The 21,420-nt window shown below is 70.7% G+C and carries 18 protein-coding genes; 10 read left to right on the top strand and 8 right to left on the bottom strand.

Annotated features, from left to right (window positions below):
* Nucleotides 1–45 precede the first annotated feature (45 nt).
* The 3 genes from AB0878_RS37120 to AB0878_RS37110 form a co-directional block, all read right to left on the bottom strand.
* Nucleotides 46–750, bottom strand: a complete 705-nt coding sequence (locus tag AB0878_RS37120; protein WP_366585404.1) for a histidine phosphatase family protein — start codon at nt 748–750, stop codon at nt 46–48.
* A gap of 73 nt (nt 751–823) precedes the next feature.
* Nucleotides 824–1,339: a GNAT family N-acetyltransferase gene (locus AB0878_RS37115; RefSeq protein ID WP_366585402.1), complete on the bottom strand. Its 516-nt coding sequence runs from the start codon at nt 1,337–1,339 to the stop codon at nt 824–826.
* An 86-nt stretch (nt 1,340–1,425) separates the two neighbouring features.
* Nucleotides 1,426–2,163 carry a FadR/GntR family transcriptional regulator gene (locus AB0878_RS37110; protein ID WP_366585400.1) on the bottom strand — a complete coding sequence of 246 codons (738 nt, stop codon included), beginning with the start codon at nt 2,161–2,163 and terminating at the stop codon, nt 1,426–1,428.
* 205 nt (nt 2,164–2,368) lie between these two features.
* Here AB0878_RS37110 and AB0878_RS37105 point away from each other — a divergent pair, with 205 nt between their 5' ends.
* The 7 genes from AB0878_RS37105 to AB0878_RS37075 are packed head-to-tail and all read left to right on the top strand — an operon-like array spanning nt 2,369 to nt 12,678.
* Nucleotides 2,369–3,982 carry an ABC transporter substrate-binding protein gene (locus tag AB0878_RS37105; RefSeq protein WP_366585398.1) on the top strand — a complete coding sequence of 538 codons (1,614 nt, stop codon included), beginning with the start codon at nt 2,369–2,371 and terminating at the stop codon, nt 3,980–3,982.
* 19 nt (nt 3,983–4,001) lie between these two features.
* A complete protein-coding gene (locus tag AB0878_RS37100; RefSeq protein WP_366585396.1) occupies nt 4,002–4,961 on the top strand; it encodes an ABC transporter permease in 960 nt (319 codons plus the stop codon).
* Complete coding sequence (locus AB0878_RS37095) at nt 4,961–6,928, top strand: dipeptide/oligopeptide/nickel ABC transporter permease/ATP-binding protein (protein WP_366585394.1); 1,968 nt, start codon at nt 4,961–4,963, stop codon at nt 6,926–6,928. The genes AB0878_RS37100 and AB0878_RS37095 overlap by 1 nt, the downstream gene beginning before the upstream one ends.
* Nucleotides 6,925–7,890: an ABC transporter ATP-binding protein gene (locus AB0878_RS37090; protein ID WP_366585392.1), complete on the top strand. Its 966-nt coding sequence runs from the start codon at nt 6,925–6,927 to the stop codon at nt 7,888–7,890. Before AB0878_RS37095 ends, AB0878_RS37090 begins: the two co-directional genes overlap by 4 nt.
* Complete coding sequence (locus tag AB0878_RS37085) at nt 7,887–8,816, top strand: dihydrodipicolinate synthase family protein (RefSeq protein ID WP_366585390.1); 930 nt, start codon at nt 7,887–7,889, stop codon at nt 8,814–8,816. The genes AB0878_RS37090 and AB0878_RS37085 overlap by 4 nt, the downstream gene beginning before the upstream one ends.
* Nucleotides 8,817–10,808: a beta-galactosidase gene (locus tag AB0878_RS37080; RefSeq protein ID WP_366585388.1), complete on the top strand. Its 1,992-nt coding sequence runs from the start codon at nt 8,817–8,819 to the stop codon at nt 10,806–10,808. It begins immediately after the preceding gene.
* Nucleotides 10,809–10,827: 19 nt separating this feature from the next.
* Nucleotides 10,828–12,678 carry a sialidase family protein gene (locus AB0878_RS37075; protein ID WP_366585386.1) on the top strand — a complete coding sequence of 617 codons (1,851 nt, stop codon included), beginning with the start codon at nt 10,828–10,830 and terminating at the stop codon, nt 12,676–12,678.
* Between the two features lie 51 nt (nt 12,679–12,729).
* Here the strand turns inward: AB0878_RS37075 and AB0878_RS37070 are convergent, their stop codons facing one another.
* A complete protein-coding gene (locus AB0878_RS37070) occupies nt 12,730–13,473 on the bottom strand; it encodes a sulfite exporter TauE/SafE family protein (protein WP_366585383.1) in 744 nt (247 codons plus the stop codon).
* A 435-nt stretch (nt 13,474–13,908) separates the two neighbouring features.
* Nucleotides 13,909–14,643 carry a GntR family transcriptional regulator gene (locus AB0878_RS37065; protein WP_366585381.1) on the bottom strand — a complete coding sequence of 245 codons (735 nt, stop codon included), beginning with the start codon at nt 14,641–14,643 and terminating at the stop codon, nt 13,909–13,911.
* 193 nt (nt 14,644–14,836) lie between these two features.
* Here AB0878_RS37065 and AB0878_RS37060 point away from each other — a divergent pair, with 193 nt between their 5' ends.
* Nucleotides 14,837–15,649, top strand: a complete 813-nt coding sequence (locus tag AB0878_RS37060) for an SAM-dependent methyltransferase (RefSeq protein ID WP_366585379.1) — start codon at nt 14,837–14,839, stop codon at nt 15,647–15,649.
* Nucleotides 15,650–15,994: 345 nt separating this feature from the next.
* On the opposite strand, the gene AB0878_RS37055 is transcribed toward AB0878_RS37060, so the two are convergent.
* On the bottom strand, nt 15,995–16,777 hold the full coding sequence (locus tag AB0878_RS37055) for an SGNH/GDSL hydrolase family protein (RefSeq protein ID WP_366585377.1): 783 nt from the start codon (nt 16,775–16,777) through the stop codon (nt 15,995–15,997).
* A gap of 264 nt (nt 16,778–17,041) precedes the next feature.
* Between AB0878_RS37055 and AB0878_RS37050 the strand changes: the two genes are divergently transcribed.
* Entirely contained in the window at nt 17,042–17,893 is an 852-nt protein-coding gene (locus AB0878_RS37050; protein WP_366585375.1) for a PRC and DUF2382 domain-containing protein, read from the top strand.
* Nucleotides 17,894–17,960: 67 nt separating this feature from the next.
* Nucleotides 17,961–19,040 (top strand): LLM class flavin-dependent oxidoreductase, encoded by a 1,080-nt coding sequence (locus AB0878_RS37045; RefSeq protein WP_366585373.1) that lies wholly within the window; start codon nt 17,961–17,963, stop codon nt 19,038–19,040.
* On the opposite strand, the gene glgC is transcribed toward AB0878_RS37045, so the two are convergent.
* Together glgC and glgA are read right to left on the bottom strand one after the other, a co-directional pair.
* The gene (glgC, locus tag AB0878_RS37040) at nt 19,037–20,254 is read right to left on the bottom strand and encodes a glucose-1-phosphate adenylyltransferase (RefSeq protein ID WP_366585371.1); all 1,218 of its coding nucleotides are present in this window, start codon (nt 20,252–20,254) and stop codon (nt 19,037–19,039) included. The genes AB0878_RS37045 and glgC overlap by 4 nt on opposite strands.
* Nucleotides 20,251–21,408, bottom strand: coding sequence for a glycogen synthase (glgA, locus tag AB0878_RS37035; protein WP_366585369.1), 1,158 nt, complete (start codon nt 21,406–21,408; stop codon nt 20,251–20,253). The genes glgC and glgA overlap by 4 nt, the downstream gene beginning before the upstream one ends.
* Nucleotides 21,409–21,420: the final 12 nt, after the last annotated feature.

Below are 21,420 nucleotides of genomic sequence, written 5' to 3'. Positions count from 1 at the left end.
CCTTCCGCTCGGGTGATCTTCGGAGCCCATCATGCCCGCGCCGGCTCAGCTCAGCAGGGCGGCCAGGTGGCCGGTCTCCTGCGCGAGAGTGACGTGGAAGGCGCCTTCGAGGTCGCGTTCCCAGGCGGTGACGGAACCGTTGGGGACGTCGGTGCGCGCGGCCGTGACCAGCAGTTCCGGCTCCGGGACGGACTCCAGGACGTACCGCAGCGCGAACACCGTCATCTCGTGCGCCACGAACAGCACGCGCAGGCCCGGCGTCTCGGCGCTCAGCTCCGCGAGCAGCGACCGAACCCGCAGCACGACGTCGGCCCAGGACTCGCCGCCGGGCGGCCGGTAGTAGAACTTGCCGAGCCGCTCCTTGCGGCGCAGTTCGTCCGGCAGGCGTTCGGCGACGCCGTGGCTGGTGAGCAGGTCGAGCACGCCCAGCTCCCGGTCGCGCAGACGCTCGTCGACGCGCAGCCCGCCGGGGACCTCCACGCCGCGTTCCTTCGCGACGGCCAGCGCGAGCCGCGCCGTGTCCAGGGACCGCAGGTACGGCGACGCCACCACGAGCTCGGGCGGATCCGTCGCGAGCCACTCCCCCACCGCGTGGGCCTGCCGCACGCCCAGCTCGCTCAGCGGCACATCGGCGTCGCGCTCGGCGATGTCGATGACCTCGTGGCCCGCGGCCTCGGCGGCCTCGCGGGCGACGTTGCCGGTGCTCTGGCCGTGGCGTACCAGGCCCACCCAGTCCAGTCGTGTCGTCACAGGTCCTCAGTACCCGAAACGCGCCGGTTTCACAGCAGCACCGGGCCCCACGGCGTGTCACGAGGCCGGCTGGTCAGAGGTCCTTGCGGTACACGAGGAAGTCGCACTCCGTCGCCAGCAGGGGCGCCAGGTGCGGGTAGGCCTCCTCGATCGTCGACTTCTCCTCGAGGCGGTAGCCCAGGCGCGAGTACCAGGCGGCGAGGAACGCCTTCGACGGGTGCGTGAACGACCGCGGCACCAGCAGCTCGAGCTGCATCCGCCGCCGGCCCAGCGCCCGGCAGCGGTTTTCGGCGAAGCGCACCAGCTCACGCCCGATGCCCGCGCCCTGCAGCTGCGGCGCGGCGGCCAGCAGGCCGAACTCGCCGACGCCGTCGGCGACCGTCCGCACGCGCACGCAGCCGACCACGCAGTCCGCCTGGCGCGCCACGGCGATCTCGCCGGCCGCGACGAGGCCCGCCACCTCGGCCGCGCTCGTCCGGTCCGCCTCGCCCGCCCACAGGCCGGCCTCGGCGGTCGCGTACACGGCGTTCACCAGGGCGGCGACTTCGGCCGCGAGCACCGCGTCGGCCGCGGCGGACTGCGGCAGCATCTCGACCTCGACTGCGTCCAGGGCGCACCTCCTCGTCGGCCGCCCAGTGTACGAACCGATCACCGCCCGGCCGCACTGCCGACGAGCTACGAGTTCACCGCCGCGGAATCGGCCTCCACCGGCCGCGCCTCGCCGAACCCGCCGTACCGGCCGGCCTTCGCGCGCTTGCGCACCTCGTCGAAGTGCCGGTGCACGGCTTCGGCCGCGGCGTCGCCGTCTCGGGAGACCAGGGCGTCGACGATCACCTGGTGGCGCTTCGCCGTGCTCGCCGCAGACGACACCGGCCCGCCGAGCTCGCCCTCGGCCGCGCGGTAGACGTCCCAGAACAGCCCCGTGAGCTCGCGCGCCAGGTCGAAGCCCGCTTCGGCGCAGATGAGGTCGTGGAACTCCCGGTCGGCGACCGCGGCGTCAGGGCCTTTTCGGCGCATCCGCGCGACGCAGGCCTCCAGCTCGGCGATCAGCTCGGGGCGGTGCTCCAGGGCGACCCGCCGGGTCAGCTCCGTCTCGATCATCTCGCGGACCTCGAGCAGGTCGCGCAGGCGCCCGGCGTCGCTGGCGCCGCGAGTGCGCGTGCGGAACAGCAGCCACGTCTGCAGCGCCTCGGAGCCGGCCGAGCCGACGAAGGTGCCGTAGCCGTGGCGGATCTCGACGATGCCGAGCGCCTGCAGCGCCTTGATCGCCTCCCGGATCGAGTTGCGGCTCACGCCGATGTCTTCCATCAGGCTGAGTTCCGTGGGCATCGGCGCGCCCGGCGGGAGGTCGCGGTCGATGATCAGGTCGATGATCCGCTTGGTGATCTCTTCACTGCGTTGCGGGCGCGCCAAAACAGTCTCCCCGGATGTTTCTTTCCTTCGCTGGCACGTCGCCATCGGAGGACATCCTACGTCATACCTCGCCGATCTCGGCCCGGCGGCGAAAAGCCGGGTCCCCTTGACCGGTACCCGGAGGAGTTCTAGGGTTCGGCGCAGTCATAGGACGTCCCACGTCCTATGACCTCTGGTGGGCGAAACACACAGTCAGGAGACACCGATGTCCCGAACCGCCATGGGGACCGGCCCCTCGTTCGACCGGCGCACGCTGCTGCGCTACGCGGGCCTCGTGGGCGCCACCGCCGCCTTCTCCTCGACGCTGGCCGCGTGCGGCGGCCCCGCGTCGACGAACAAGACGGGCAGCTCCACCGACTCCCTCACCGCAGTGATCGGCTACGGCAACAACCAGTCCTGGGACCCGTTGCAGACCGCCTCGGCATTCTCCATGGCCGCCATCCTGCACAGCTACGAATCGCTCGTCGAAGGCGACCCCGTCACGCGCGCCCCGTTCCCCGGCCTCGCGAAGGCACTGCCGGCCGACGTGAGCGGCACCAGCATCAAGTTCGAGCTGCGCGACGGCGCCAAGTGGCACGACGGGCAGCCCGTGACCGCCGACGACGTGGTGTTCACCTACGCCCGCGCCCTGGACGCGAAGGAGAACGTGCTCATCCACAGCTTCTTCGCCCAGTGGCTGCAAGAGGTGAAGAAGGTCGACGACCACACCGTCGAGTTCGTGCTGAAGTTCCCCTTCCCGTACGCGCTGCAGCGGATCCAGATCTGCAAGATCCTGCCGAAGCACGTGTACGAGAACAACTGGCCGCTCGCCGCGGGCGGCAAGGTCGTGGGTTCCGGGCCGTACAAGGTCACCGAGCAGGCGCCGCTGTCGCACACCTCGTTCGAGAAGTTCGCCGACTACAACGGCCCCCGCCCCGCCGCGTACCAGAAGATGCTGTGGAAGTCCATTGTAGACTCCGCCCCGCGCGTGGCCGCGATCTCGGGCGCCAAGCCCGACGCGCAGATCGTGGAGAACATCCCGGCCGCCAACGCCGACCAGCTGCGCAAGGCCGGGCGCACCGTCGAGTTCGCCGACGGCGGCAACAATCTGTACCTGATGTTCAACACCGCCCACGCGCCCTTCGGCGACAAGCGCGTGCGCCAGGCGCTGCACTACGCCATCGACAAGAAGAAGATGATCGACATCGGCCTGCGCGGCACCGGCACCGCGGGCACGTCGTTCATCAACCCGAAGCTGCCGCAGTCGCAGCCGGCGTCGCAGAGCTTCACCTACGACCCGGCGAAGGCCAAGCAGCTGCTGGCCGAGGCCGGCGTCAGCAACCTGAAGATCTCCCTGTCCACCACCAACACCTCGCTCGTGCTCGACTGCGTGAAGGTGATCAAGGAGGGCTGGGACGCGATCGGCGTGGAGACCACTCTGGACTCCCAGGACACCAAGGCGCTGTTCTCCAAGCTGGACAACGGCAACGACTTCCAGGTCGTGTCCACCACGAACAACCCGATGCAGTTCGGCAACGACCCCGACCTGCTGATCCGCTACTACTACGACGCGCAGTCGCTGATGATGACGAAGTACGCGCGCTGGAACAACGCGGACACCCAGGCCCTGCTGGGGCTGCAGAACCAGGCCGCCGCGGAGCCCGACGAGACCAAGCGCAACGGGCTGTACAAGCAGCTGCTGGACCTGATCTCCGAGCAGGCCGTGATCTACCCGATCGTGTTCACCCAGCTCGGCACGGCGTGGGACCCGACGGCGATCACCGGCGTGCGCGCGCAGGGGTACCCCGGCATCTACCTCAACCAGGCCAAGCCGGTCTGACGCGGGAGGACCACCCACCGTGATCGTCGTCGTGCGGATGCTGGCCTCTCGCATCCTCGCCCTGATCCCGCTGCTGCTCGGCGTGATCCTGTTCGTGTTCATCGTGATGCAGTTCTCCCCCGTGGACCCGGCGCTCGCCGCGTTCAACGGGGCGAACGCGACCGAGGCGCAGCTGGAGCAGTTCCGCCAGGCCAACGGGCTGCTCGATCCCCTGCCCCTGCAGTACGTGCACTTCGTGTGGCACCTGCTGCAAGGCGACTTCGGCACCAGCGTGATCACCAAGGAGCCGGTGGGCCAGACCATCGCCACCGCGCTCCCGCTCACCGTGCAGCTCACGCTGTTCGGGCTCGTGATCGCGCTCGTGCTCTCGGTCGTGCTCGGTGTGACGTCGGCGCTGTTCCGCGGCCGCTGGCCCGACCACCTGATCCGGGTGGTCACGCTGGCGGGCGTCGCGGCGCCCGCGTTCTGGATCGCGCTGCTGCTCGTGCAGTGGCTCGCCGTGGGCAAGGGCCTGTTCCCCACCAGCGGTTACGTGAGCCCGGCCGACTCGGTGTCGGGCTGGCTCAACTCGCTGACGCTGCCGGCGATCTCGCTGTCGCTGCCGGTCGCCGCGCAGCTCACGCGCGTGATCCGCACGTCGATGGTCGAGGAGCTGGACAAGGACTACGTGCGCACGGCCCGCGGCGGCGGCCTGCCGCCCGTGGTCGTGGTGGGCCGCAACGTGCTGCGCAACGCGCTGGTCAACCCGCTCACCGTGCTCGGCCTGCGCGTGGGCTACCTGCTCGGCGGCGCGGTGGTGATCGAGACGATGTTCGCGCTGCCCGGCATGGGCCAGAACATGATCCAGGCCGTGCAGGACGGCGACACGGCGAAGGTCCAAGGGTTCGTGATCACCATCGCCGTGGGCTTCGTGCTCGTGAACCTCATCGTCGACGTGCTCTACCTCATCGCCAACCCGAGACTGCGGAGCCACTCCTGATGCGCCCCGTCCTGCACGCGAACCTCACCGACCGGCTCTCGCGGCCCGGGGTGCGGTTCCGGAAACTCCCGCCCACGTCGTGGCTCGCGCTCGGCCTGCTCGTGGTGCTCGCGCTCGTCGCGATCCTCGGCACGCTGCTGGCCACGCACAACCCCGACGCGCTCAGCACCGACACCGGCGGCCCGAGCGCCGAGCACTGGTTCGGCACCGACCAGTCGGGCCGCGACATCTTCTCGCGCCTGGTGGCCGGTACGCGCTGGTCGCTCGCGATCGGCCTCGGCGCCACCGTGCTCGCGCTCATCGCGGGTGTGGTGATCGGCTCGTTCGCCGCGACGTCCGGGCGCAAGACCGACGCCGTGGTGATGCGCGTGATGGACGTGATCATGGCGTTCCCCGGCATCGCGCTCGCCGCGGTGCTGGTGGCCGTGTTCGGCCGCGGCATCCTCGTGCTGATCCTCGCGATCGGGTTCCTCAACATGGCCCCGGTCGCGCGGGTGGTGCGGGCCAACGTGCTCGCGCAGTACGGCGAGGACTACGTGGCCGCCGAGCGCGTGCTCGGCGCGAAACGGCTGTTCATCCTCGCCCGCCACGTCGCGGTCAACTGCGCGGCGCCGATCCTCGTGTACTGCACGGTGACGGTGGCCGACGCGATCGTGTTCGAGGCGTCGCTGTCGTTCATCGGCGCCGGCATCCAGCCGCCCAACCCGTCGTGGGGCTCGGTGCTGGCCGACGGCAAGGACCTCGTGCTGACCGGCGGCTGGTGGGCCACGTTGTTCCCCGGCCTGCTGATCTTGATCACGGTGCTGGCGCTCAACATCCTGTCCGAGGGGATCTCCGACGCGTGGGCCGCGCCTTCGGCCCGCAACGCGAAGGCCGGCGAGGTCGCCAAGAAGATCGAGGCGGAGAAGGCGGCCGAGAACACCGCACCGGTGCTGCCGCTCGCGGGCCTGCTCGAGGCCGGCGAACGGCTGGCGGCCAAGGCCCGGGACCTCACCGGCCGCCGGGCCGTGCTGGAGGTGAAGGACCTCGCGATCAGCTTCCCCGACCGCCACAACGGCGTGAACGTGGTCGACGGCGTGTCCTTCACCGTGCGGTCCGGCGAGGTGCTGGGGCTGATCGGCGAGTCGGGGTGCGGCAAGTCGCTCACCGCGCTGTCGATCATGGGCCTGCAGCCGGCGGCCGCGCGGCTGTCCGGGGAGGTCCTGTTCGAGGGCGCCGACCTGCTCACCATGAAGGCGGGCACGCGGCGGCGCCACCTCGGCCACGACATCTCGATGATCTACCAGGACGCGCTGAGCTCCCTGAACCCGGCGATGACGATCCGCGCTCAGCTCAAGCAGTTCACCCGCCGCGGCGGCACGCGCACGCCGCAGGAGCTGCTGGAGCTGGTGAACCTGGATCCCGGCCGCACGCTGCGGTCCTACCCGCACGAGCTGTCGGGCGGACAGCGCCAGCGCGTGCTGATCGCCATGGCCCTGTCGCGCAGCCCGAAGCTGATCGTGGCCGACGAGCCGACCACGGCGCTCGACGTGACTGTGCAGGCGCAGATCATCAAGCTGCTGCTGCGCCTGCAGGAAGAGCTCGGCTTCGCGCTCATCCTGGTGTCGCACGACCTGGCGCTGGTCTCCGACGTCGCCGACCGCGTGGTCGTGATGTACGGCGGGCAGGTGGCCGAGACGGGTGCCACGGCGGAGGTCGTGGGCTCGCCGCGGCACCACTACACGCGCGGGCTGCTGTCCGCCGTGCTGTCGCTGGAGGAGAACGAGGCCACGCTCACCCAGATCAAGGGCGTCGTGCCCGCCCCGGCGGACTTCCCGCCCGGGTGCCGGTTCGCCGACCGCTGCCCGGCCGCGCGCGGCCACTGCTTCGAGGTGGCGCCGGAACCGGAAGGGAACGGCCACCTCGTGGCTTGCCACTACCCCGCCGAACGCACGACCCCGGCCGTCGTGGAAGGAGCCCAGGTATGACGCTGGTCGAAGTCGACGGCGTGCACGTGGTCCACCGCGTCCGCGCGGCGAGCCTGTTCGGGAGCGACAACGTCTACGCGCTCACCGACGCGGACCTGGAGATCGCCGCGGGCGAGACGGTGGGCGTGGTCGGCGAGTCCGGCTGCGGCAAGTCCACGCTCGCCAAAGTGCTCGTCGGGTTGCAGAAACCGACCCGGGGCACCGTCCGCTACGGCGGCAAGCCGCTGTCGGGGCTGCGCCCGGGCGAGCTGGGCCGCCAGGTCGGCATGGTGTTCCAGGACCCCGCCACGGCGCTCAACCGGCGGCTGCCCGTCGCGAAGATCCTGCGCGACCCGCTCGACGTGCACCACGTGGGCACGCCCGCCGAACGCGCCGAGCGCGTGCAGGAGCTGATGGGCCTGGTCGGCCTGCCGAGCAGCGTCGCGGACGCGTTGCCCGCGCAGCTTTCCGGCGGGCAACGCCAGCGCGTGGCCATCGCGCGGGCGCTGGCGCTGCGGCCGACGCTGTTGGTGGCCGACGAGCCGACGTCGGCGCTCGACGTGTCGGTGCGCGCGCAGATCCTCAACCTGCTCATCGACCTGCGCGAGAAGCTCGGTCTCGCCATGGTGTTCGTGTCGCACGACATCCAGACCGTGCGGCGCATGAGCGACCGGATCGTGACGATGTACCTCGGCCGGATCGTCGAAGAAGCCGCGGCCGAGGACCTGCCGGGCGACGCACGGCACCCGTACACGCGGGCGCTGTTCTCGGCCACGCCGAGCCTGCTGCACCCCGTCGAGCCGATCGTCCTCAGTGGACCCGTGCCCTCGGCGACCGCGCCGCCGAGCGGCTGCGCGTTCCACACCCGCTGCCCGAAGGCCACGGCCGAGTGCGCGTCGGCGCTGCCGCCGCTCACCGAAGCCGCCGGGCACAGCTACCGCTGCATCCACCCAGAGATCACCACCGGAGTGAACGCCTCATGACCGCGACGAAGTTCGCCGGCATCATCCCCCCGCTGTGCACGCCGTTCAACGACGACTTCACCGTGGACACCGACTCGCTGCGGCGCCACATCGAGTTCCAGCTCGACGCCGGCGTCCACGGCGTCTTCGTGCTCGGCTCGTCCAGCGAGGTCGCCTTCCTGCCCGACGCACAGCGCCGCGTGACGATCGAGACGGCCGTGGACCAGGTCGCCGGCCGCGTGCCGGTGCTGGCCGGCTGTATCGACATGACGACCTTGCGCGTGGCCGAGCACGTGAAGACCGCCGAGGAGGCGGGCGCCGACGCCATCGTCGTCACCGCCCCGTACTACACGCGCACGCACGTGGCCGAGATCGACCGCCACTTCCGGCTGCTGCACGAGAAGACGGCACTGCCGATCTTCGCCTACGACATCCCCGTGGCGGTGCACACGAAGCTCGACCGCGAGCTCGTGCTGAGCCTCGCGGCCGACGGCGTGATCGCCGGCCTGAAGGACTCCAGCGGCGACGAGGCCGGCTTCCGCTACGTGCTCAAGGAACGGCGCGAACGCGGTCTCGACACCTTCGCCGTCTTCACCGGCTCGGAGCTGCTCGTGGACTCCGCGCTCGCGCTGGGCGCGGACGGCGCGGTGCCCGGGCTCGGCAACGTCGACCCGGTCGGCTACGTGCTGATCCACGACCACGTCCGCTCCGGCAACCCCCACGCGGCGCGGCGCGAGCAGGACCGGTTGCTGACGCTGTTCACCATCACCGACGTCGCGCCGCCGAGCCGGATGGGACGCGGCTCGGCGGCGCTCGGCGCGTTCAAGGCGTCGATGAAGATGCGCGGGTTCATCGACAACGCCGTGATGGCGCCGCCGCAGCTGCCGCTCAACGGCGACGAGCTGCTGCGCATCAAGGAGAAGCTGGCGGAAGCGGGGCTGCTCTAGATGGACCGCGTCTACTACGGCGGCGACTACAACCCGGAGCACTGGTCCCCCGAGGTGTGGGACGAGGACCTGAAGCTCATGGCCGAGGCGTCGGTCTCGATGGTCACGGTCGGGATCTTCTCGTGGGCGCAGGTGGAACCGCGCCCCGGCGAGTACGACTTCGGCTGGTTCGACACGGTGCTGGACAAGCTCGCGGCCGGGAGTGTGGACGCGTGCCTGGCCACCATGACGGCGTCGCCGCCGCCGTGGCTTTCCCACCGCCATCCCGAAATCCTGCCCGTGCGCGTGGACGGGACCCGGCTTTCGGCGGGAGCGCGGCAGCAGTTCTGCCCGTCGAGCCCCGTGTACCGCGAGCACGCGGCCCGGCTGGTGGAGCAGGTGGCCACGCGGTACGCCGGGCACCCGGCGCTGAAGATGTGGCACATCGGCAACGAGTTCGGCTGCCACATCCGGGCGTGCTACTGCGACGTCTCGGCCGCCGCGTTCCGCGAGTGGCTGCGCGAGCGGTACCAGAGCGTCGAGGCGCTGAACGCGGCCTGGAGCACCACGTTCTGGTCGCAGCGTTACGACGACTGGGCCGAGATCGAGCCGCCGCGCGTGGCCCCGACGTTCCCGAACCCCGCGCAGCAGCTGGACTACCGCCGGTTCTCCTCCGACGCGTCGCTCGGCTGTTACCTCACCGAGCGCGAGGTGCTTTCGCGGGTGACGCCGGACGTGCCGGTGACGACCAACTTCGTCGGCCTGGTGCAGAAAGCGCTCGACTGGCATTCCTGGACACCGCACGAGGACGTGGTGAGCCTGGACTCCTACCCCGATCCCTACGATCCGCGCGGGCACGTCGAAGCGGCGTTCGCCTACGACCTCGTCCGGTCCACGAAGGACGGACAGCCGTGGCTGCTGCTGGAGCAGGCCCCGAGCGCGGTGAACTGGCGCACACGCAACGGCCCCAAGCCACCGGGCTCGATGCGGCTGGGCAGCTGGCAGGCCGTGGCGCGCGGCGCCGACGCCGTGCTGTTCTTCCAGTGGCGCCAGACCGCCGGCGGCGCCGAGAAATTCCACTCCGCGATGGTGCCGCACGGCGGGCGCGACACCCGCACGTACCGCGAGGTGGCCGACCTCGGCCGGGAGCTGGCGTCGGTGCCGCAGCTCGCCGGCAGCCGCGTGAAGGCCGACGTCGCGATCCTGCACGACTGGAACAGCTGGTGGGCCCTGGAGCTCGACTCGCACCCGTCGGACGACCTGCGCCAGCTCGACGCGCACCTCGCGCACTACGCGCCGCTCTTCGACGCCAACGTGACGTGTGACGTCGTGCGCCCGACCTGCGAACTGTCCGGGTACAAGCTCGTGGTGGTGCCGAACCTGTACCTGATGGACGCGGGCGTCGCGGAGAACCTGCGGTCCTATGTGGCCGGTGGCGGGCACCTGGTGGTGTCGTTCTTCTCCGGCATCGTCGACGAGAACGACCGCGCCTACCTCGGCGGGTACCCGGCGCCGTTGCGGGACGTGCTGGGCTTGAAGGTCGACGAGTTCCGGCCGCTGCCCGAGGGCGGTTCGATCGGGCTCTCGCTCGAGGGGTCTTCCGCCACCATCTGGTCGGAGTGGGTGGAGACCGAGGGCGCGGTCGTGGTCGCGACCTTCGGTGAAGGTGAGCTCGCGGGCCGCCCGGCCGTCACGCGGAACCCCTTCGGCGCCGGCGTCGCCTGGTACCTCGCCACCCGGCCCGACGCGGCCGCGATGCGCGCGTTGTTCGACCGGATCACCGCCGAGGCCGGGGTTTCACCCGTGCTGCCCGGCCTGCCCGAAGGTGTCCAGGCCGTGGTCCGGCACGGCGCCGAGGGCCAGTACCTGTTCCTGCTCAACCACGGCGCCGAGGCGACGACGGTCACGTTGGCCTCGCCCGCGCCCGATCTGCTCACCGATCCCGGCCGCTCGACGGAAGCGGTGCTCCTCGCGCCGCGTGGGGTGGCCGTTCTACTGGGGAGTTTCACTTAGCCGAAGGGAAGAACGGGACATGAGACCGATCATCCGCTGGGCACTCGCGTTCGCGGTGCTGGTGTCCGGCGTGAACGCGGCGGCGGCCGCGCAAGCCGCGCCGGCACCGGTTCCGCAGTTCGACCAGCAGGTGCTCTTCAACCCACACCAGGAGACGGGTTACGCCTGTTTCCGCATCCCGGCCATCGTCCGCAGCACGCACGGCACCCTGCTCGCGTTCGCCGAGGGCCGGCGCGACAACTGCGGCGACACCGGCGACATCGACCTCGTGCTCAAGCGCTCCACCGACGGTGGGCAGACGTGGTCGCCGCTGCAGGTCGTCAACCCCGGTGGCGGCGACACACACGGCAACCCGGTGCCCATCGTGGACAGTCGCACGGGCCGGATCGTGCTGATCACCACGTACAACAAGGGCCGCGACGACGACAAAGCCTGCGACGTGCCCTGTCCGCGGACGCCGCACTCGCAGTACAGCGACGACGACGGCCTGACCTGGTCGGCGCCGGTCGACATCAGCGCGCAGGCGAAGCTGCCGGCGTGGGACTCGTGGTACGCCTCGGGACCGGTGCACGGCATCCAGCTCACGAAGGGCCGCCACGCGGGCCGGCTGGTGTTCGGCGTGAACGCGGAACGCAGCGACGGCACCAATTCCATCGAGAACTACGCGGCGCTGATCTACAGCGACGACTCCGGGCGCAGCTGGCACGTCGGCGCCGTCGACAGCTACCCGCATCCGGTGGGCGGCACGTATGCGCAGAAGCCTTCGGAGGTCAGCGTCGTCGAGCTGCCGGACGGCACGATCTACGCCGGCGGGCGAGAACAGGGCGGCACCGACGTCGGCAACCGCGACTACGCGCTGAGCCGCGACGGTGGCCAGACGTTCAGCAAGCGCTTCACCACCATCCCCGACCTGGTGACACCGATGGTGCAGGGGTCCCTGCTGCGCCTGCAACGGCCGGGCGGCGAGCGGATCCTGTTCGCCTCGCCGTCGGACACCGACCGCCGGCGCTGGATGATGGTCCGCTCGTCCTACGACAACGGCCGCACGTGGGAGGACGCGGAGCAGGGCACCCGGGTGACCAGCGACTGGTCCGGCTACTCCGACCTCGTGCAGCTGAGCGGCCCGCTTGAGCGTGACGCGAAGATCGGCCTGATGTACGAGGGCGGCGCGGTCGACGCCCGTGACGAGATCCGCTTCGCGCGCTTCGACGAGAACTACCTGGGGTGGCAGCGTTCCGCCGGCCCGACGACCCCGGACGTGGCCCGGCCGGGCGCCGTCGCGTACGTGCTCGGGGGTGCGTCGGTGTCCCACGGTGCGCTGCAGCTCGACGGGGTCGACGACTTCGTGCGGGTGCCTTTCGATTGGTCGCAGCTGCCGGGTTCGGGTGACTTCACCTTCACGACGTCGTTCGACTACGGCGCTTCGAAGGACCCGCAGGCGTTGCTGTGGCTCGGCGGCATGGGCACCACGGCGCCACAGCTGTGGCTGCGTGGTGAACCCGCGTCGCACCGGCTCATCGCCATGATGACCACGGCGGCGGGCAGCAAGTCGGTGACCACCACGCAGGCCTACGACGACCAGCAGTGGCACCACCTCGCGCTCGAACGCACCGGCGGCCGGCTGAAGATCTGGGTCGACGGCGTGCTCGCCGCGGCCGGACCGGACTCGCCCGGTTCGGTCAGCGAGACCGTCTCGTTCCAGCTCCAGCTCGGCGAACGGCTCGACGGCGCCTACCACTTCGCCGGCTCCCTCGACGACACGCGGCTCTACCGCCGGGCGCTGTCAGAGTCCGAAGTGGACGCTGTCGCGGCCGGCCGGACGGTGCGCCCGGGTCCGGTGGTGCAGCTGCCGTTCGACCGGGTGCGCTGAGGTTCTGTTCTTGAAGGGCGCCTTGAGGGACCTTCCTCAAGGCGCCCTTCACTACTTCAGCACCAGATAGGGCGCCACGGCGACCAACGCGACCACGAGCGCGATCCGCAGCCGTTTCGTCGGCAACGCGTGCGCGATCTTCCAGCCGACGACCACCCCCGCCAGCTCCGGCACCCCGACGACGGCCGCCAGCCGCCAGTCGATGGCCCCGCTCGCGAGATACCCGACCGCCCCGGCCGTCGCGATCACCACCGACTGCACCTGCGCCGCCGCCAGCGCCTCCAGCATCGGCAGCCCCACCACCACCAGCACCGGCACGGTCAGCATCGGCCCACCCACACCCACCAGCCCCGCCGCAACCGCCACCGCCGCGCCGATCCCCAGCACCAAACCCGCCGACGGCTCCCGCTCCGCCGCCGGCCGCCGCACCACCACCAACGCCGCCACCACAACGGCGAACACCCCGAGCACCACCCCGAACCACCGCGCGGACACCAGCGAATTCAGCAGCACCCCCACCGGCGTCCCGACAACGGCGACACCCGCCAGCAGCACCGCGACCCGCCTCGTGTGCCGCTCCCGCAACTGCCCGGACCGCACATAGGCCGCGCTCCCGGCCAGCCCCGTCGCCACATGCGTCACGATCGCCGTCCCCGCCACCTGCGCCGGCCCCAACGGCGTCAGCAAGAACAACGCGATCGTCGGCAGAACCCCACCCGGCCCGATCGCCGTGATCCCGATCCCGCCGGCCAGCCCGAAAAGCGCCAGCAGAACGTCGGTGGTCACGCTCGTCATGCCCGTCCCCCGGCCAGGACCGCACCCGACCGCGCCGGCAGCCACACCCCGCCGCCCACCGCCTTGCGCGCGGCGGCCGGCCGCCGCGCGCCAGATCGAACCGCAAAGCGAGACCATGCACGGCAGCCGATCGCCAAACGCCCCATGCCAGCATCCGGGGCAAGACCTCGGAACGCCGGCGGCACTGCGCCGCCGGCCGCCCTGCGGCGCGCAACCGGCCGCAGCGGACCGAACCGAGCCGCGAATCGAAGCCATGCACGGCAGCCAATCGCCATACCCGTCATGTCGGTCCCCCGACCAGGACCGCACCCGACCGCGCCGGCAGGTGGACCGACCGCGTTCCACCGCTCGCCGTCGTGCGGCGCGCGACCGGTCGCGGCGAGCCAGGCCGAGCCGCGAAACCAAGCCGGGCGTGGCAGCCGATCGTCGTGCTCGTCATGCCGGGCCCCGGTGCAGTGTCGCGCGCAAGGTGAGTCGGTCCGCGCGGATGTGGAGGGTTTCGGCGTCGACGGGGCGGCCGTCGTCGAGGTGGGTGAGGCGGTCGAGGGCGAAGACGGCCGTGCCGGGGGTGATGTCCAGCAACGCGGCGGTGTCCGGGCCGGCGGTGACGGCGTGGACCACCACGTCGGCGCGGCCGAGGCGGCGGCCGCTGGTTTCCTCGATGAGGGCGAACAGGTCGCGGCCCGCGAGGTCGTGGTCGAGCAAGGGGACGCCGATGTCGGCGGTCAGGTAGGTGGTGTCCAGTGACAGCGGCGCTCCGCCGAGGCGGCGCAGGCGTTCCAGGTGAACGACGGGCGCGCCGGGGACCAGCGCCAGCCGCTCGGCGATGGCGGGCGGGGGCGTGACGATGGCGGCCGAGCGGACCTCGTTCACGACGTCGCCGTAGCCGTCGAGGGCTTCGGCGAGGCCGGCGAGCCGGTCGAGGCCGTGGCCGTACTTCGGGTGCACCACCAGCGTTCCGACGCCCTGGCGCCGCTCGACGAGGCCTTCGGCGCGGAGCAGGCCGAGGGCCTCGCGCACGGCGTTGCGGGTGGCGCCGAGCTGGGTGCCGAGGGTGTGCTCGTCGGGCAGCGGGCCGTCGTCGAAGGCGCCCGCGGTGATGCGCTGGCGCAGGACGTCGGCGATCTGCCGGGCACGCTCGGCGCGGGGCCGGGAAGACGTAGGTTCCACCTGCGCGACCGTACCCGGATCCGCATTACGCCAGAGTTACGCCACCCACCCTGACCTGCGTAAACTCGGTGACCAGCGGCAAAGACCGAAACCTGAGGAGTTCCGCCACCGCCGCCGGATCGCAACCCGGCAGACCTTGCGAAAAAGATCTATCTGTGCTATCCTTGCACTATTCCTGAGCTAGGGTCGGCCCGTGACCGAACCCAGCTTCACGGCCCTCACCGCGGCCGCCGCTCGCGCCGCGCACCTGATCGTCGACGCGGAGCCCAAGATCTTCACCGACGAGTTCGCCGCACCCCTGCTCGGCGACTACGGCGACCAGCTCCTCGCCTACCACCGCGACAACCCCGAAGACCCGATCCTCGCCGGCGGCCGCACCCAGGTGCTCTGCCGCGGCCGCTACACCGAGGCCCAGTCAGCGCCCCAGAGCGTGGTCCTCGGCGCCGGCCTCGACACCTCCGCGTACCGCGCGCCGCACACCCACGTGTTCGAAGTGGACCTCCCGCGCACGCAGGAGTGGAAACGCGCACAGCTGGCGAACGCGGACCTCCCCGAACCCGCGAACCGCACCTTCGTCCCGCTGGACCTCACGACCGGCGACCTCCTCGAAGCCCTCGTCAAGCACGGCTTCGACCTCGCCCGCCCGGCGCTGGTCAGCTGGCTCGGCGTCACGATGTACCTCACCGAAGCCGCCATCACCCGCACGCTGCGCGCCGTCGCCGGCCTCGCCCCGGGCACGCAGCTCGTCGCCGACTACGTGCTCCCGGCGCCCCTGCGGAACGACGCCGGCGCGCACTACGCCGACGCCGTCTCCCAGGTCGCCGAACGAGCCGGCGAACCCTGGCGCAGCTGCTTCTCCCCCGCCGAGCTCACGGACCTGCTGCGGGACAACGGCTTCGGCACCGTCCGGCACGTCCACCAGCGCGACCACGACGTGTGGCCGCGCCGCGACGCCCTGCGTCCCGCGGAGCTGTTCGTGCTCGCCCACGCGAGGGTCCAGCTGTAGTGCCGCCGGGCGCTGGGTGGGTGGCCGTCGAGGGCGGTGCGTGCCCGGTGGTGGTTGCAGGCGTGGAGGAAGCCGGGTACTGCTTCGACTCGTTCGTGTGAGCTGGTGAAGGGTTGGGCGTCGGCCCATTCTTCGGTGAGGGCGTCGTGCCAGGCGCGGGAGCGGCGGTAGGTCAACGCGTTGCCGGTCATGAGGCGTTCGATGCGACGGTGGGCCACGAAGACCTCCGGTGTGATCGCTGATGGCGTCAGACACCAGCACCCCACACGGAGGTCTTCGTCGTGATCGACCCGACGCGCCGCTCGACCGTCAACAACGTCCACGGTCACCACAGCTGGCGGAACCTCAACCGCACATGCTGCCCAGGCTCGAGGTCCAGCCCCACCACATGCCGTACTCGGCGAGGTTGCCCGCGTCGTTGAGGTGGATGTTGTCCGACGTCCACGGGCTGGGGTTGGGCAGGTTCGCCGAGCCGGCCGGCGGGATGTACTGGCGCATGTCCACGAGCGCCGTGCCCTTCGCGACCGCCGTCTGGTAGATCACCGACGCGTACTGGTCCCAGGTGTACTTCTGGGTGTTGCCGCCGTACGGGTTCGGCGTCCACTTGAGCTGGGCGTAGATCGACATGAGGATGTCGACACCCCCCGGACGGGAGGCGCGGATGCCGTCGATGACGTTGTTCAGATCGGTCTGGAACTTCGCCGGGTCGACCTGCGCCCACAGGTCGTTGCCGCCGAGGTCGACGAGGACCAGGTCGGGCTGCTTGGCGGCCATGTCGGCCATCGCGCCGGTCGTGCCTGCCCAGCGGCCGCCGGGCAGGTAGTCGGCGGCGAGGGCGCCGTTGTGCGAGTAGTTCTGCACGTTGGTCTGCCACTGGGCGCGGAGGCTGTCCGCGAACTTCGTGGTCCAGCCGTAAGTGGTGGAAGACCACGTGTCCGTGGTGGACTGGTAGCCGGTCGAGCCGTAACCCGTGTCGGCCGAAGTGCCGATGATGGCAACGTTGGCCTTACGGGCGCACCAGCTTCTTTCCTGGGCGGCGTCGGCGGAGGGGACGACCGCGGACATGCCGATGCCGAGAACGATCAGGGTCAGGACCGCGGTGAATCTGGCGATCGTGGTTTTGCGCATCGTCGGGGGACCTTTCGGGGATGCGGGAGCGTCTGCGCCTGAATCGCTCCACACCGGACAGTTGTTACCCGATCAGGTGAGCTTCGGCTGCGAACCGCGATCGTCCGGGCAGCCGGTATGCCCGCGCGTTACCCCGAACGAAGTGCACGAAACGTTTTCTTTCCGGGGTCACCCACCGGCACAACGGAGAGTTGCCGTGATCGACGACACGTCCGACGGTGGAGATCACCAGCGGAAATCCCAGTGAGAGAGGACGTGAGTGTCATGGCCGGCACCCTGCAGCCCCAGCAACTGATGGACAGCGCGGTGGTGGACCCGGATGGCAACAAGATCGGCAAGGTCGGCAACGTCTACCTCGCCGACACCACCCGGGAACCCGAGTGGATCACCGTGAAAACCGGGTTGTTCGGCAGTAAGGAGAGCTTCGTGCCGCTCTCGGGCGCGAACGTCGACAACGACGGGATCCACGTGAACGTCGCGAAGGACCAGGTCTCGGAGGCGCCGCGGATCGACGCCGACGGGCACCTGTCGTCCACGGAGAGCGCCGAGCTTTACCGCCACTACGGCCTGCCGATGCCGCGCACGGCACCCGACGCGAATGCGGGCCGGAGCAACCAGGACAGGGCCGCGGGCCGCGGGAAGCAGGACACGGCGGCCGGCCGGGGCAAAATGGACACTGCCGCCGGCCGCGGCACGCACGGTCGTGGCGAGCGCTCGATGGCTGACGCCGGCTCGGGCACCCGCGGCGAGGAGATGATCCGGTCCGAGGAGCGCCTGCACGTCGGTACCGAGCAGGTGGAGACCGGGCACGTGCGGTTGCGCAAGTACGTCGTGACCGAAGAGCAGCAGGTCACGGTCCCGGTGAGCCACGAGGAGGTCCGCCTGGAGCGCGAGCCCATCACCGAAGCGCGCGGCGGAACCGGTCGCGCCGAGCTGGGCGAGCAGGAGCAGGACGTGGTGCTGCACGCCGAGAAACCGGTCATCAGCAAGGAAACCGTACCCGTCGAGCGCGCGCGGCTGAACACCGAGACGGTCACCGAGGAGCAGACCGTGACGGGCGAGGTCCGCAAGGAGCAGTTCGACGTGCAGGACGACGCCGGGAAGCGCAAGCACTGACGCCCGGAATACCCGCCTCCCGCTCCCGGTTCAGTTGATGCATCAACTTCGGGAGCGGGAGGCGGTCATGCAGTTCGGGATCTTCACGGTGGGCGATGTGGCGCGCGACCCCGTGTCGGGGCAGACGCCGAGCGAGGACGAGCGGCTCAAACGCATGATCGAGACCGCCGTGCGCGCGGAGCAGGCCGGGCTCGACGTGTTCGCGATGGGTGAGCACCACAACCCGCCGTTCGTGCCGTCCTCGCCCACGACCGTGCTCGGGTTCATCGCCGCGCAGACCAGCCGCATCCTGCTCTCGACCTCCACGACGCTCATCACCACCAACGACCCGGTGAAGCTCGCCGAGGACTACGCGATGCTCCAGCACCTCGCCGACGGCCGCGTCGACCTCATGATGGGCCGCGGCAACACCGGCCCCGTCTACCCGTGGTTCGGCAAGGACATCCGCGACGGGATCGCGCTCGCGGTGGAGAATTACGCCCTGCTGCGCCGGCTCTGGCGGGAGGAGCTCGTGGACTGGGAAGGCAAGTTCCGCACCCCGCTGCAGGGCTTCACCGCCACCCCGCGCCCGCTCGACGGCGTGCCCCCGTTCGTCTGGCACGGCTCGATCCGCAGCCCGCAGATCGCCGAACAGGCCGCCTACTACGGTGACGGTTTCTTCCACAACAACATCTTCTGGCCCGCGGACCACACGCGGCGGATGATCGAGCTCTACCGCACCCGCTTCGAACACTACGGCCACGGCACGGCCCAGGAAGCCATCGTCGGGCTCGGCGGTCAGACGTACCTGCGCCCGAACTCCCAGGACGCGATCCGTGAGTTCCGGCCGTACTTCGACCACTCCCCCATCTACGGCGGTGGCCCGTCGCTCGAGGAAACGATGGACCAGACCCCGCTCTCGGTCGGCAGCCCGCAGCAGGTCATCGAACGCACTCTCGCGTTCCGCGACTACGCCGGGGACTACCAGCGCCAGCTCTTCGCCGTCGACGGCATGGGGCTGCCGCACAAGGCGGTGCTGGAACAGATCGACATCCTCGGCGAGCAAGTGGTTCCCGTGCTGCGCGCGGAGTTCGCCAAGAATCGACCGGCGAACGTCCCGGACGCCCCGACGCACGCCTCCCTCGTGGCGGCGGCCGACCGGGCCTAGATCGCCGATTCTCCCTTGCCCAGCACCACGATCCCGCCCGGGCTCACGTGGTAGTGCTCGCGGTCGCGGGCCAGGTCGACGCCGATGTGGGCGCCCGGCGGGACGACGACGTTCTTGTCGAGAATCGCCCGGCGCACCACGGCGCCGCGGCCGATGCGGGCGCCGTCCAGGATCACCGAGCCCTGGACGACCGCGCCGTTTTCGACGACGACGTCCGGGGAGAGCACGGAGTCCACGACCTGCGCGCCGGAGATGATGCAGCCGTTGCTGATGATCGACTGCCCGGCGGTGCCGCCCTCCACGAACTTCGCCGCGGCGCGCTGTCCCGGGTAGGACAGGATCGGCCACTTGCGGTTGTAGAGGTTGAAGATCGGGTACGTCGAGATCAGGTCGGTGTGGGCGTCGTAGTAGCTGTCGATGGTCCCGACATCACGCCAGTAGCCGTGGTCGCGCTCGCTCTCACCGGGGACGACGTTGCCGCTGAAGTTGTAGACGGCCGCCTGGCCCTTGTCCACGAGCGCGGGGATGATGTCGCGGCCCATGTCGTGTTTGGACCCGACGTTCTTCGAGTCCGCGTGCAGCGCGTCGAGCATCACCTGAGTGGTGAATACGTAGTTGCCCATCGACACGTACGCCTCGTCGGGCGAGTCCGGCAGGCCCGGCGGGTCCTGGGGCTTTTCGAGGAACGCGTCGATCTTCGTGCCGTCGCCGGTCTGGATCACGCCGAACGCGCTCGCCTCCGCGCGCGGCACGCGGATGCCCGCCACGGTCACCCCGGCGCCCGACGCGATGTGCTCGTCGATCATCTGGCGCGGGTCCATGCGGTAGATGTTGTCGGCGCCGAACACCGCGATGTAGGCGGGAGACTCGTCGTAGACCAGGTTGAGGCTCTGGTGGATCGCGTCGGCGCTGCCCTGGAACCACCGCGGGCCCAGACGCTGCTGCGCGGGCACCGGCGTCACGTACTCGCCGGTCAGCGAGGAGAGCCGCCACGTGGTGGAGATGTGGCGGTCGAGCGAGTGCGACTTGTACTGCGTGAGCACGCAGATCCGCCGGATCCCGCCGTGGACGAGGTTGGAGAGCACGAAGTCGATGAGGCGGTGCACCCCGCCGAAGGGCACCGCGGGTTTGGCCCGGTCGGCCGTGAGCGGCATCAGCCGCTTGCCCTCGCCACCGGCCAGCACGATCCCCAGGACATCCGATCCGTCGATCACGAAACCCTCCCGCACGCCTCGTAGATCGCGACCGTCCTCGCGGCGATCGCCGCCCAGCCGAACTCTCCCACGGCGCGGTCGCGCCCGGCCAGGCCCAGCGCGGCGGCCCGGGCGGGATCCGCGACCAGCTCGTTGATCCGCCGCGCGAGCCCCGCCTCGAACGCCGCGGTGTCGTTCTCGTCGTAGTGCACGAGCAGTCCCGTCGCGCCGTCGTCGACGACCTCGGGGATCCCGCCGACGTCGCTGGCCACCACGGCCGTGCCGCACGCCATCGCCTCGAGGTTCACGATGCCCAGCGGCTCGTACACCGACGGGCAGACGAACACCGTCGCGTGCGTCAGCAGCTGCACGACCTCGGGGCGCGGCAGCATCTCGGGAATCCAGTGCACACCGGTGCGCTTCTCCTGCAGCTCGGCGACGAGGCCGCGGAACTCGGCGTCGAGCTCCGGTGTGTCGGCCCCGCCGGCGCACAGCACCAGCTGCAGGTCCTCGGCGAGCTCCGAGCCGGCGCGCACGAGGTGCGGCACGCCCTTCTGCCGCGTGATGCGCCCGACGAACAGCGCATACGGCCGGTCCGGGTCGATGCCGTGCTTGGCCAGCACGTCACGGCCGGGGTCGGGACGGTAGAGCGTGGTGTCGATCCCGTTGTGCACCACGTGCACCCGCGAGGGGTCGACGGCCGGGTACGCGGTCAGCACGTCTTCGCGCATGCCCGCGCTCACGGCGATGATCGCGTCGGCCGCCTCGTACGCGTCCTTCTCGATCCACGAGGACACGCGGTAGCCGCCGCCCAGCTGCTCGGCCTTCCACGGACGCAGTGGTTCGAGCGAATGCGCGGTGATCACGTGCGGGATGCCGTGGGCGAGCTTCGCGAGGTGGCCGCCGAGGTTCGCGTACCAGGTGTGGCTGTGGGCGAGATCGTGCCCGGCCAGCGCGTCGGCCATCGACACGGCGATGTCCATGGTCGCGAACGCGGTCTGGGCGTAGCCGTGGAGGTCGCGGTGGCCGTGGGCGCCGTCGTCGCGGTCCGGTCCCCAGCAGTGCACGTCCAGGTCGACCAGCGACCGAAGTTCGCGGGCGAGGAACTCGACGTGCACCCCCGCTCCACCGTAGACGTCCGGCGGGTACTCCCGGGTGAGCAGGCCGACCTTCATGCCCCGACCCTA

Source organism: Amycolatopsis sp. NPDC047767, assembly GCF_040704195.1.
Lineage (GTDB): Bacteria > Actinomycetota > Actinomycetes > Mycobacteriales > Pseudonocardiaceae > Amycolatopsis.
This window is presented reverse-complemented; position numbering and strand designations above follow the sequence as displayed.